This is a genomic window from Opitutus sp. ER46 (assembly GCF_003054705.1).
Lineage (GTDB): Bacteria > Verrucomicrobiota > Verrucomicrobiia > Opitutales > Opitutaceae > ER46.
In genome coordinates this window covers 199,816-213,019 of the sequence record NZ_QAYX01000020.1, presented here as the reverse complement: position 1 = coordinate 213,019, position 13,204 = coordinate 199,816, and the positions used below count along the sequence as shown (strand labels likewise).

Genomic DNA, 13,204 nt, shown 5'->3' with positions numbered 1-13,204 from the left:
AAATCGCCTGCTCAGTTGACGAACTCGGCCGGGCGGGCGGCGCGGGCGCTGCGCCGGTTGCGGGAGAACGTCAAAGGGGCGGACTTGGGCGCAGGCGCGGACTCCCCGTCGGTTGCCGAAAGGGCGGCGGCTCCGTCCTTCTTTTTGGCGCCGACGAGGCGTAGCAGCGCGTCCACGTTTTCGAGCATGGTGGCGGACTGGGCTTTCATTTCGGCGGCGGCACTCGCGGTTTCCTCCGCACTGCCGGCGTTGGCCTGGGTCACTTTGTCCATCTGCGTCACCGCCTTTCCCACTTGAGCGAGGCCCTGGGCCTGCTCGTTGGAGGACGTGGCAATCTCGGTCACGAGCTGGTTCATCTTGGAGGCCTTGTCGGCGATTTCCGTGAGCCGTTCGGCGACCCGGGTGGAGAGTTCGGAGCCACGCGCACTCTTGGCGATGGAATCGTCGATTTTCTCGGCCGTCTCGCGGGCGGCGACGGCGGCGCGCTGGGCCAGGCCACGTACCTCGTCGGCGACAACCGCGAATCCGGCGCCGGCGTCGCCCGCGCGGGCGGCTTCCACGGCCGCATTGAGGGCGAGGATGTTGGTTTGGAAGGCGATCTCGTCGATGGTCTTGATGATCTTGGCGATGTTGTCGGACGAGGTCTTGATGTCGGCCATGGCGGCGACCATCTCGTGCATCTGCTGGGTGCCCTGCTCGGTGGACTGGCGGGTGTCGTCGGAGAGTGTGCGGGCGTTCCCGGCGTTCTCGGCGTTACGACGGGTCTGGCCGTCGATCTCCTCGAGCGACGCCGACGTCTCCTCCAGCGAAGCGGCCTGCGCGCTGGCGCCCTCGGCGAGGGACTGGCTGGCGCTGGCAACCTGGTCCGAAGCGCCGCCGACCTGATTGGCCGCTTCGTTCAGGGCGCTGGCAACGTTGCCCAACGCCTTGTTGGTCGTGCGGATCGTGAACACGGCCATCGCGGCTCCGAGGAGGATGCCAAGGACGCCGACGACGATGATCGTGACGGACGTGCGGCGCACGGCCGTGACCAGCGCGTTGCCGTTGGCTTCACCTTCCCGGGCGTTGCGGGCGACGATCGCGAGCGTCTGGTTCGAAAACTCGGTCAGGGCGCCGACCATGTCGATGGTGAGCACGCGCCTGGCTTGCTCGCGATCGGTCTCGACCAGCGACAAGTATTTCTGACGCAACTCGAGGTAATGCTCGTGGATGCGACCGAGCTTGTCGTATTCGGCTTTCTCTTCGGGCGTGGAGAGCGTCGCGGCGTAAACCTTGTCGGCTGCGCGGAATTTCTTCGTGTCCTCCAAGGTCGCTTCCTCGATGGCCGCGCGATCCGCGGCATTGGTCGAGTCCAGCAGCCGATAGAGCCGCACCATGTTGATCATGGGCAGGTAGTTCATCGTGCTGGTCTCGATGACGCCCGGCAGGCTCTTCTGGCTGACCGCCCGGCCCCGGTTCTCGATCAGGCGCATGCCGACGACGCTACCGAGGGTCACCAGCATGCTCACGACGCACAAAAAAGTTGCCATCACCACCACCCGCTTACCGATCGTCCATTGTTTCATTCGCGGTGCTATCGGCCGGCGCATCGCGGGATGTAGTGCGGTTTATGCGCCGCCCCTCCGCTCCTGCCGTGCGCGTGGCTCCGTCGTGCTGGACCCGAGGCGGAGCAAAGTTGCCCGGGCGCTTGGACTTAAGGGACTTGGAGAACCGCAGACGCAAAAACGGCGGGAAGGCGCTTTGCAGGCTGCGCTGACGACCGACGAACGATGTATTAGCTTTGGGAATGCGCGGCCGGTCTCGCGCGGCCTGTTAGCGTTTCTTTGCCCAGGCGAGCGTCGTGAGATCGAGGGCGTACCAGTAGCGGCGCTTGGGGGCGCCGAAGCGCTCGCTCGGGCCGGCGACCACCAGCATCGCCGGATCGGTGTAGAGCACGGCGTCCTGCCGCCACCATTCTCCGCGCGCCGTGGAGATGACGACGGCGCGGTCCTCCGGCTGCAGAATGTCATCGAGCTTCCAGCTCTTCACCTTGCGGCCCGTCCGGTCGTACACGACGACCACATCGCCCCGGCCCATGCCGAGGGTCGTGTCGAGGGTCACGATGAACTTCCCGTCGTCCGTCACCATCGCGCGCAGCGGAGCGTCGGACGCCGGCCAGAAGGACGCGGTCTGGCGGTAGGATTTCTCGCCGGCTTCGAGTTCATACACCTGAACCTTTTCGCCGAGCCGGACGATGAGATGGCCGTCGCTGGAATGGCCGATGGGCTCCGGAGTGGGGATGCGGTCCTCCGCCGCGCGCAGCACCGGCAGCGCGAGAAGGAGAAGGCCGAGAAAGACGGGGCGGGGAGACATCTTGAAAGTGAGAGTGAAAGTGAAAGTGAGAGTGGACGGAGGGAGAGCGGAAAGGACGGAAGTGGCGTGTAGGCGGGCGGGAGGGGAGAAGGGACGGAGCGGGCGGTGACGGCCCCTGGGGCGGGGAGCGTGGCGGGGGAAGGGGGCGAGGTGAATCCTGCTGTTGGGGGTGGGCAGCCGGGACAAGACAAATGGCGTCCGACCGAGATAACTAGCCAGATTTGGCGGGTTACGTGAGATAACACGCCAAATCTGGCGTGTTATCTCCTGAGGTGAGGCGCGACGCGAGGGGGCGAAACGCGCGGCGGCGGCAGGCTAACGCGTGATGTCGCGGAAGCCGTCGGCAGGCGGGACGGTGCTTCCGTTGCGACGCGACGTCGGCGGCGCCATCATAATGGCCGGCGCGTGTGGCTTGGCGCCGTTCGCACCGGCCGGTGACCTGGGTGCGGCCTTCTTGGCGACGGGAACGGGGGCGTCCGCCGCAGTCGTCTTGGTCGTGACGCGGCCGGCGAGGGCGAGGAGTTGGCGGACATTGTCCTCCATGGCCTTGGCCTGGGCGCTGAGTTCTTCGGCGGCGCTGGCGCTTTCCTCGGCGCTGGCGGCGTTGGACTGGGTGACGTGGTCCATCTGGGCGACGGCGCCGGTGACTTGGGTGATGCCTTGGTCCTGCTCGAGGGACGCGGTGGCGATTTCGACGACGAGTTCGTCGACTTGGCGGGAGCGGGTGGCGATCTCTTCGAGGCTGACGGCGACCTTGTTGCTGATCTCGACGCCCTGGGTGGTGCGGTGAATGGCGCCCTCGATCTTCTGGGCGGTTTCGCGGGCGGCGTGGGCGGAGCGCTGGGCGAGGTTGCGGACCTCTTCGGCGACGACGGCGAAGCCGGCGCCGGCCTCACCGGCGCGGGCGGCTTCGACGGCGGCGTTGAGCGCGAGGATGTTCGTCTGGAAGGCAATTTCGTCGATGGTCTTGATGATCTTCGCGATCTCGTCGCTGGAGGACTTGATGCCGTCCATCGCGGTCTTCATCGCGGACATGTCGGCAACGCCGGTGTCGGCGGCCTGGCGGGCGGTGCCGGCGAGGTCCTTGGCCTTCTGGGCGTTCTCGGCGTTCCGCTTGGTCATGCTGGAGATCTCTTCGAGCGAGGCGCTGGTCTCCTCGAGCGAGGCGGCCTGCTGGGTGGATCCGGTGGCCAGCGACTGGCTGGCGGTCGCAACCTCGCCGGCGGCGGAGGTGGTCTGCGCGGCGCCGGCGTGGAGTGAGTCGGACACTTCGCCGAGCACCTTGAGGATGGCCCGCATGGTGATCACCGACAGGGCAATGCCGGCTGCGAGCGAAATGACGGTGACGATCAGGATGAACGTGATCGTTTTGTCGACGTCCCGGGTAATCTGGACGCCGAATTGATTGGCGCGCGTTGTGTTGTAGTCGAGCAGTGCGTCCACGGCCTTCGCATAAGTGGTGTAGGAGGCGGTGAGGCTCGTGTTGAACACCTCCTCGGCGGCGGCGGGATCCGTCTCGATCAAGGCGAAGTACTTATCGCGCGACTGCCGGTTGGTTGTGCGCGCCGCCATGAAATTGGCGAAGAGCCGCTTGTCCTCCTCTGTCGACATGTTCTTCGCGTACGCTTCGGAGTCCTTGTTGTTGTCTGCGACCGATTGTTTGATGGCGGCGATCAGCTGCTGTCGGCTTGGTGCGTCCTTGAGGCTCAGCAGGCGACCATTGTGGCCTTGAATCTCATTGGCGCGGGCTTCAATCCGGCCCAGGAGCACAACTCCGGGAAGCGCTTCGTCCACGATCGTTTCGGCAATGCTCCTGAGTTGCAGAACCCGGGAGATGCCAAAGCCGCCAACGATGAGCAATGCGAGGCTCAGGGAGGCGAGGATGATGCCGATTCGTTTACCGATAGTGATGGTCTTCATTGAGCAGACGCGAAGTTGCCGCCAAGTGGCGGCGGCTCCGGATTATAGTGTGGCGAGGGCGCGTGCTTCGCAGATGCAAATGCAATTGCGCAACGCATTGTGGAGCAATGCCTCCTGCCACCGGTTGCATCGGCAGGAAGTCGGCATGCCTAAGCCGGCGGGCGATGAATCAGGGGACGCGAATGCCGACCATTAAAGGGTGTAACAAAACGTCGTGAGGGTTTTAGCGGCTCGCTTTTCCCATACCGTAGCGTTGGAGCGCCGTGAGGTGTTTCGCGGCGGGCACGCCGACGAAAAAGGCCGTGCGGTGAGGCACGGCCCAACGGGCAAAAGGAGGTGAGAACTCGGCCGGCCTAGTGCGTGATGTCGCTGAAGCTGTCGGCGGGCGGGACGGTGGTTCCGTTGCGGCGCGCGGCGGGTGGCGTCATCACGATGGCCGGGCCATGCGGTTTCGGGGCGGCGGCGCGCGCGGGAACCTTGGGCGCGGACTTCCGGGCGGGCGGCGGCGTGGACTCCGAGGTGATTTCAGCGGCAGTGGCGCGGCCGGCGAGGGCGAGGAGCTGGCGGACGTTGTCCTCCATGGCCTTGGCCTGGGCGCTGAGTTCCTCGGCGGCGCTGGCGCTTTCCTCGGCGCTGGCGGCGTTGGACTGGGTGACGTGGTCCATCTGGGCGACGGCGCTGGTCACTTGGGTGATGCCCTGGTTCTGTTCGAGGGAGGCGGTGGCGATCTCGACGACGAGTTCGTCGACCTGGCGGGAACGAGTGGCGATCTCTTCGAGGCTGACGGCGACCTTGTTGCTGATCTCGACGCCCTGGGTGGTGCGGTGGATGGCGCCCTCGATCTTCTGGGCGGTTTCGCGGGCGGCTTGAGCGGAGCGCTGGGCGAGGTTGCGGACCTCTTCAGCGACGACGGCGAAGCCGGCGCCGGCCTCACCAGCGCGGGCGGCTTCGACGGCGGCGTTGAGGGCGAGGATGTTGGTCTGGAAGGCGATTTCGTCGATGGTCTTGATGATCTTCGCGATCTCGTCGCTGGAGGACTTGATGCCGTCCATCGCGGTCTTCATCGCGGACATGTCGGCGACGCCGGTGTCGGCGGCCTGGCGGGCCGTGCCGGCGAGGTCCTTGGCCTTCTGGGCGTTCTCGGCGTTCCGCTTGGTCATGCTGGAGATCTCCTCGAGCGAGGCGCTGGTCTCCTCGAGCGAGGCGGCCTGCTGGGTGGAGCCGGTGGCCAGCGACTGGCTGGCGGTCGCAACCTCGCCGGCGGCGGACGTCGTCTGCGCGGCGCCGGCATTGAGGGAGTCGGACACCTCGCCGAGGACCTTGAGGATGGCCCGCATGCTGAAGAACGCGAGGGTACCACCGGCGGCGAGCGACAGAACGGTGACGATGAGGATGAAGGTGATCGTGTTGTCGACATCGGTGGTGATCTCGGCCCCAAACGTATTCGCGCGGTCCACGTTGTACTTCAGCGAGGCGTCGGTGGCGTCGGAGTACGCGTTGTAAGTCGTGGTGAGGCCTGTGTTGAAGACCTGCTCGGCGGCGGCGGCGTCCGTCTCAACCAGTTTGAAGAACTTGTCCCGTTGCTCGCGATTGGCGGCACGGGTGGCCAGCAGTTTCTCGTAGAGCCGCTGTTCTTCCGGCGTGGTAATCGATTTTGCGTAGGCGTCGTAGTCTTTCGTGTTCTGGGCCGCGGACTCGCGCAGCGTGGCGAGCAGTTTTTCGCGGTCTGCTGGATCCTTCAGGCTCAGCATGCGTGCCGCGTACCCCTGGTTTTCGGTCGCTCGCGTGTTGATGCGGCCGAGAACGACCACGCCCGGCATGGCGTCCTCGACGATCTCGCGCGTGAGCGTCCGCAGCTTCACGACGCGGTAGATGCCGTAGCTGCCCACGACGAGCAGGGCGAGGCTGAGCGCGGCGAGGATGAGCGCGATGCGTTTACCGATGGTGAGCGTGTTCATGTGAGCGACGAAGCTGGCCCCTGATTGGCGTCTTGGCCTCGCCGGGGTAGAGCGAAGCAGGTCAGGTCCGGCAGAGCGGCGCGTGCACGGCGCTGGAAGACACTGTCCCCAATGATCCTAGAAAATCGGTCACGGCGGCACGGCCCTTAATACAAATCCATGGTATGGGTACCTATGCCCAACCACCGGCGATCGCGATCGGAGTACGTAGCGACCGGCGTGATGACGGTAACATCCGCCGTCGATTCAAGCGGGAGGTTCGCTGAGACGTAAGGGTGTTCTCGCCGCGTGAATTGGCCTGCCCTGATTCTCCCTCTCCGTCTTCGCCGACCGCAGGTGGCGGTCACGCTGCGCGCGAATCGAGGCCGCCGCGCGGCGTCGACGGCGACGGAAATGCGACCATGATCCGGGCGGCGCATAGGTTTTCCAGCCGAACCGGTGTCGCTTTGGTCGTGACGCTGCTGGGAGGCTTCGCGCTGACCGCAATCGGGGTGGTGCACGAAATTCGTACCGAGCGTGCGGAGGCGTCATTCCGTTTCGTTCGCACGGCCGAGCGGTTGAGCGACGAAGTGGAGCGCCGGATGAACCAGGCGCTGTACGGGCTCAAAGGGACGCGGGGACTCTTTGCCTCGGCGCCGGTCGTCACGCGCGAGGCGTTTCGCGCGTATGTGGCGTCGCGCGAGGTGGAGCGGGACTTCCCCGGCATGATCGGTTTCGGCTTTGTCGAACGCGTGCGGCACGCCGACCTCGACGCGTTTGTCGCGCGTGAACGGGCGGACGGGGCGCCGACGTTCGCGGTGCATCCGGTGACGGACTCGCCCGTGCACTACGTGATCAAGTTCATCGAACCGCTGGAGCCGAATCTCCGGGCGTTCGGCTATGATCTGGGTTCCGAGCCGTTGCGGCGGCGCACGATCGAGCATGCCATCGGCACGGGCGAGGCGGCGCTGACGCCCCGCATCACGCTGGTGCAGGCCGACCGCGGGGGGCCGGGCTTTCTGTATCTGCTTCCGGTGTACGCTCACGGCGCGAATCCGCGCACGCCGCAGGAGCGCGCGGCGGCACTGGTGGGTCTGGTTTACGCTCCGATTGTGATCCGGGAAGTATTCGCCGGCATCACGACCGGCACGGAGGACTTGATCGACGTCGAGGTTTATGAAGGGGCCGAGCGCACGGGCGAGCATCTGCTGCTCGATGCCGATGGCGTGATCGTGACCGCCAAGGACGTCGGGGTGGCCGAGCCCTTTGGCGGGCGCGCATTTCACCGCGAGCGCACCGTGCAAATCGGCGGACAGGACTGGACGGTCGCAATGACTTCGACGGCCAAATTTGAAGCCAGTCTCGATCACAAGGTGCCCATCGCAACGGGCGTGGGCGGGCTGCTCGTGACCGCCTTGTTGATGAGCATCATGTGGTCGCTCGGCCAGGGGCGGTCGCGGGCCGTGGCGCTGGCCGAGCAGATGACGGCTGCGCTCCGGGAGCGCGCAGCCGAAGCGCGGCGGCTCGCGATGATTGCGGCGCACACCAGCAACGGGGCGGTGATCACGGATCCGGATGGGCGCATCGAGTGGATCAACGAGGGGTTCACCCGCCTGACCGGATATGCGCTGCCGGAGGTCAAGGGGCGCAAGCCGGGCGCCTTCCTGCACGGTCCACGCACGGATCCAGGCACCTGTACGCTCATGCGTGAGGCGATCGCTGCCCAAACCGGGTTTCGGACGGAAGTGCTCAATTACCACAAGTCCGGTCGCCCCTACTGGGTGGCGGTCGAGGTGCAGCCACTCCACGACGAGGCTGGCAAGCTGGTCGGATTCATGGGTCTGGAGGCCGACATCGACGAGCGGAAGCGCGCGGAGCAGAAGATCAAGGCCAACGAACAGCGATTGGCTGCCCTTACGGCGCAGGCGCCTGGGGTGATCTTCCAGTATGATGTGCATGGGGAAGGCGCGGGCGAGTTTTCCTTCGTCAGCGAAGGCACGCGGGAGTTGTTGGGTCATGGGCTCGCGGGCGGGGCGCGGCGCCGGCCCCCCAATGCGCTGCGCTGCGTCGTGCGAGAGGATCGCCGCCGCGTGCTTCGCCGGTTCGAAAAGGCGGTCCGGGAGGGGGCCGATTGGGATGACACTTTCCGGCTGCGGGCCCCGAGTGGAGGCACGCGCTGGGTGCATGCGCGCGCCACCATCCACCGTCAGGACGACGGCACGCGGAGCTGGTTTGGCATTGTGGCGGACGTGACCGAGCAGCAGCAGGCGCGGTTTGAGGCCGAGCGGCTGAACACGAAGCTCGCGGCGGCGGTCGACGAAGCCCACGACGCCGTCGCGCGGGCGGAACAGGCGAATCGCGCCAAGGGACAATTCCTCGCGTCCATGAGCCACGAGATCCGCACGCCCATGAATGGCGTGATCGGGATGACCTCGCTGCTGCTGGACACCCAGCTTGACGAGCAGCAGCGCGAGTACACCCAGATCATCCGGTCGAGCGGCGAGACGCTCTTGTCGCTCATCAACGACATTCTCGATTTCTCCAAGATCGAGTCCGGCCGCATGGACCTCGAGGCGGAGCCCTTCAGCCTCGCCGAGTGCATCGAGAGCACGCTCGACCTGTTTGCCACGCGGGCGGCGGAGAAGCGGATCGAGCTGCTCTATCAGCTCGCGCCGGGCGTGCCCCCGGCGATCCGCGGCGACGTCACCCGCGTCCGGCAGATCCTGGTCAACCTGGTGGGGAACGCGCTGAAATTTACCGAGCGCGGCGAGATCGAGGTGTCGGTGCGCCCGCAAAAGGGCGTCGGCCAGCGCTCGCAGCTCATCTTTGCCGTGCGCGACACCGGGATCGGTATCGCCCCGGAGGCGCAGGGGAAGCTCTTCCATGCGTTCTTGCAGGTCGACGCCTCGACCAGCCGCAAGTACGGCGGCACCGGGCTCGGCCTCGCGATCAGCCGCCGGTTGGCGGAGATCATGGGCGGACGCATGTGGGTCGAGAGCCAGGCGGGCCAGGGGGCGACGTTCCGGTTTACGCTGCTGGCGGATTGGCTGCCGGAGGCGCCGCCGACTGCGAACCCCGTGCCGCCGGAGGCGCTGCGCGGGCGCCGCATCCTGGTCGCGGACGCCAACCCGACCGGACGCCGTATTCTCGTCGCGCTTGCGGAAAAGTGGGGCCTGACGGCGACCGTGGCCGAGACGAGCGCCGCGGCGCTGGAGCGCCTCCGGGCGGGAGAGGTGTTCGATGTCGCCGTGGTCGATCTGCTCATGCCGGACATGGACGGCCTGGTGCTCGCCCGGGTGATCCGTTCGCTGCCCTTGTCACGCCCGCTGCCGCTCGTGCTCCTGTCCTCGATCGGGCGCCGGCTGGAGCCGGCCGAGGCCGAGCTTTTCGACGCGGTGACCAGCAAGCCGGTGAAGCCGGCCACGCTGTTCCTGATGCTGGCGCGGGCGGTCGGGATCGCGGCGCCGGCGGCGGTGCCCAGCCCGCGGCTGCCAACGGCCCCGGCGGCGGGCAACGTGCCGGCGCTCCGTATCCTGCTGGCGGAGGACAATCCGGTGAACCTGAAGGTCGCGCTGCATCTGCTCCGGCGCTTCGGCCACCGTGCCGACACCGTGGGCAACGGGATGGAGGCGGTCGAGGCGTGCCGGCGGCAGGACTACGACGTCGTCCTGATGGACATGCAGATGCCGGAGATCGACGGACTTGAGGCCACGCGGCAGATCCGCCGGGAGCAGCACGGCACGCGGCCGGTGCCGCGGATCATCGCGCTCACCGCGAATGCCATGGAGGAAGATCGCGAGCGGTGCGTCGACGCGGGCATGGACGATTTTCTCAGCAAACCGCTGACGGCGGAGCAGCTCGCGGAGGCGCTGGCCCGGGCCCGGGCTCAACCGGCAGCCCAGCGGTGACGGCCGACCGAGTGCGGTGCGGCGCCTACGCGACGAGGCCGCAGAGTTCGCGGGCGACCTGCACGAAACCGAGCCCGGAGGTCGGTTTCTGGATGTAGCGCCGGACGCCGAGGGCGGTGGCGCGATCGCGATCGTCGGTGCGCCCCGACGAGGAAAACACGACCACGGGCAATTGTTGCAGATGCGGCTGCCGGCGAATCCATTCAAGCACCTCGAAGCCGCTGCGACGGGGCAGGTTTAGGTCGAGAAGCAGCACCCGCGGAAGCGGATGCTCGGCGCGGTCGGAGTACGGCGGGCGGCCTTCAAGATAGCCCACGGCGAGCTCGCCATCGACCAGGACGCGCAACGGCGGCGCCCCCGCGACCTGCTTGAAGGCGCGGGCCATGAAGAAGGCATCATCCGGCTCGTCTTCGACGTAGAGGATCACGGGAGCAGGTTCAGGAGGCGGGAGCGGCCGGCAGTTCCAACCAGAACCGGCTGCCTTGTCCAGCGGACGATTCCACGCCGACGGTGCCGCCCATGCGGGCGACTACGGTCTTCACCAGGGCGAGTCCGATGCCGGTGCCCTCGTACTCGCGGTGGAGCCGTTGGAACATGGCGAAGAGGCGTGGCTGCGACTCTGCCGGAATCCCGATGCCGTTGTCCTCGACCCAGAGGCGCACGTTGCCGCCGCGGCGCTCGGCCCGGATGCGCACCTCGGGGCGGCGGCCGGGCGGGACGAACTTCACCGCGTTGCCGAGCAGGTTGGAGAAACATTGGGTCAACCCGGCCTCGTTGGCCATGACGGCGGGAAGGTCGCCGACGATCTCGATGGTCGCCGCGGCGGGGCCAAGATTGGGATAGGAGGCGATCATCTCCCAGAGCAGCGGCGCCGGCGGTGTGGGCGTGAGCGGGAGGTCCTGTTTCGCCGCGTGGGTGAAGCTGAGCGCGTCGGTGATCAGCCGGTCCATGCGGCTGGCCGCGGCGTTGATGCGGTCGAGATAGGCGCGGCACTCGGCGTCGAGCCGGTCGCCATTCTGCTCAAGCACGAGCGTGCTGTAACCCTGCAGGGCGCGCAGCGGCGCGCGCATGTCATGCGTGATGGTGTAGGAAAAGTGCTCGAGCTCGGCGACGACACGGCGGAGTTCGGCCGTGCGGGCGACGACCAGGCCGTCGAGCTGGGAGTTGATGGCGCGCAGCTCGGCGTTGAGCCGCCGCACCTGCACGAACAGCGAGCACTGCGAGCTCGCCCATTCGACGACGTGGAAGTCTTCGTCGGTCCATGGTCGCGGTGTTGACGCATACACCTCGATCGCGCCGGCGACGCCGTCGCCGAGGCGCAGCGGCGTGCCGAGGACCGAGCGGAATGGGACCCGGGGGCCGGCCTGCACGGAGAGTTCGGGGCGAGCCACGAGGTCGGCCACGAAGGCGGTGCGGCGCTGTGCGATGACCGCGGCGGCAAAGGATCCGGCGAGCGGGCCGCCGCGGGGGACAAAGTCGGTGGGGCCGGCGAACGCGATGACCCGGAGCTGTTCCCCGACGGCCTCGACGATCGCCACCGCGTCGGCGTTGCCCTGGAACAGCGCGAGCAACGGGCCGGCGATGGTGTCGGGTACGCCGCCACCGGGCGCCTGCGAGGCCTGGAGGAGCGTGGTGACCATCGCCTCGCGCTGCACCAGCCGGGCATTGAGCGTCTGCAGCGCAGCCGCCTGGGCGTGCAGCTTGTCGGTCTGGGCCTGCTCCTCGGTCGCGCGGCGGATCAGCTCCTCGTTCTGCGTCGTGAGCTCCTCTCCCTGCGCCTGCAGTTCCTCGCTTTGGGCCTGGAGCTCTTCGTTCTGCCGGGCGATCTCGGCCTCGCGCTCGAGCAGCTGGTGGTTGGTCGATTCAAGTTGCCGGTGGCGTTCGGCGAGTTGCTCGCGATGTCGCAGGACCACGTGCACGGCGGCGGCCACGGCGATGATGTTCACGAGCTGCATGACCCACTGCGCTGTGGTCGCCGCGATGGTGTAGCCTGCTTCGAAGGTTAGGATCGCGAACGCCTTGTAGGCCGACAACGCGACGAAGGCGCTGGTCATGGTCCACAGCAGCCGCCGGCTCGGGTGCCACAGGCAGAGCAGGAGCGGCAGGCCGTACGTGAGCGTGACGTGCGTGTGGCGAAAGACGACGAGCCGCAGCCAACCCATGACCCCGACACTGCCCGCGAAAATCAGCAGCGAAAGCAGGGCGCCGCGCGACGCTGAGGGGGACGACGGTGAGGGGGGCATGGCAGGACTCCGCAGCGTATCCGCGCGCGCCCCGAAGTGTCACGCAATACGTGACACTCGGGCGGTCCGGCGACCCGGGAAAGTGTCACGTATTGCGTGACACTCGGTCCGGGCGTTCCGACGCCGTTCCGGCGCGCGGACCGGGTCATTTCTCCTCGTAAAACGTGGGGCGGCGCGGGGCGCGGATGCGCCGGACAGTCGGCGCAAAGTGTCACGTATTACGTGACAGTTTCCGGCCCGCTGCCGGCCCGAAGGTGTCACGTATTGCGTGACAGTGGCGGGGATCAGCGCGGGACGGAGACGACGCGATCGGCGCTCTGGAGGAGCAGGGCGTGGAAGGGCGGGAGGGTGTCGGCGGCGCGGGCCGCGGCCCAGGCGGGGTCAAGGCACACGACGAACTCGCGCGGCCAATGGAGCGCGGCGGTGAGCTCGGCGAGGAGACCGGTCGCGGCGACGACGGGCAGTTCCACGACGAGCCAGTCGGCGCGCGCCGACTCGATCAGCTTAACTGCCTCGCCGGGGAGGTTCGCGGCGCCGGGGCAGCACAGGCACGGCAGGAAAAGGCGGTGCAGCGCGACCTCCGGCAGCGCCTGCGCGATCTGCTTCAGGTCGGCGGGGCTGAGTTCGGCGCTCAGGACGGCGCAACGCGTGCCGGGGCGCTCGGCCTGCACGCGCCGGATCTCGTCCACCAGCCAGCGCGCTTTCCCCGATCGGGCGGTGCCGGTGAGGACCAGGCAGCGCGGACCGGCCGCGAGGGCGGCGGGTGGCGAGGATTCGGGGGCGGACGGGGTGGAGGACACGGCCCGAATACCGGAGACGCCGGGACCGTACGGCAAGTCGATCC

General features: G+C 67.5%; 8 protein-coding genes. 1 reads left to right on the top strand and 7 read right to left on the bottom strand.

All coding sequences use genetic code 11. From position 1 onward, the window contains the following. Positions 1-11: 11 nt before the first annotated feature. From DB354_RS07615 to DB354_RS07600, 4 genes are all read right to left on the bottom strand, one after another. Positions 12-1,565 (bottom strand): methyl-accepting chemotaxis protein, encoded by a 1,554-nt coding sequence (locus tag DB354_RS07615; protein WP_158277419.1) that lies wholly within the window; start codon positions 1,563-1,565, stop codon positions 12-14. 247 nt (positions 1,566-1,812) lie between these two features. Beyond that, positions 1,813-2,352 carry a hypothetical protein gene (locus DB354_RS07610; RefSeq protein WP_107834848.1) on the bottom strand — a complete coding sequence of 180 codons (540 nt, stop codon included), beginning with the start codon at positions 2,350-2,352 and terminating at the stop codon, positions 1,813-1,815. Positions 2,353-2,667: 315 nt separating this feature from the next. Beyond that, positions 2,668-4,272, bottom strand: coding sequence for a methyl-accepting chemotaxis protein (locus tag DB354_RS07605; protein WP_107834847.1), 1,605 nt, complete (start codon positions 4,270-4,272; stop codon positions 2,668-2,670). A 353-nt stretch (positions 4,273-4,625) separates the two neighbouring features. Next, positions 4,626-6,230, bottom strand: a complete 1,605-nt coding sequence (locus tag DB354_RS07600; protein ID WP_107834846.1) for a methyl-accepting chemotaxis protein — start codon at positions 6,228-6,230, stop codon at positions 4,626-4,628. 452 nt (positions 6,231-6,682) lie between these two features. On the opposite strand from DB354_RS07600, the gene DB354_RS07595 reads away from it, so the two are divergent. Continuing rightward, the gene (locus tag DB354_RS07595; protein WP_158277418.1) at positions 6,683-10,117 is read left to right on the top strand and encodes a CHASE domain-containing protein; all 3,435 of its coding nucleotides are present in this window, start codon (positions 6,683-6,685) and stop codon (positions 10,115-10,117) included. A gap of 25 nt (positions 10,118-10,142) precedes the next feature. On the opposite strand, the gene DB354_RS07590 is transcribed toward DB354_RS07595, so the two are convergent. The 3 genes from DB354_RS07590 to DB354_RS07580 form a co-directional block, all read right to left on the bottom strand. Continuing rightward, positions 10,143-10,544 (bottom strand): response regulator, encoded by a 402-nt coding sequence (locus tag DB354_RS07590; RefSeq protein ID WP_107834844.1) that lies wholly within the window; start codon positions 10,542-10,544, stop codon positions 10,143-10,145. A gap of 10 nt (positions 10,545-10,554) precedes the next feature. Next, positions 10,555-12,360 carry a GAF domain-containing sensor histidine kinase gene (locus DB354_RS07585; protein WP_107834843.1) on the bottom strand — a complete coding sequence of 602 codons (1,806 nt, stop codon included), beginning with the start codon at positions 12,358-12,360 and terminating at the stop codon, positions 10,555-10,557. Positions 12,361-12,644: 284 nt separating this feature from the next. Continuing rightward, the gene (locus DB354_RS07580) at positions 12,645-13,160 is read right to left on the bottom strand and encodes a hypothetical protein (RefSeq protein WP_146180147.1); all 516 of its coding nucleotides are present in this window, start codon (positions 13,158-13,160) and stop codon (positions 12,645-12,647) included. Positions 13,161-13,204: the final 44 nt, after the last annotated feature.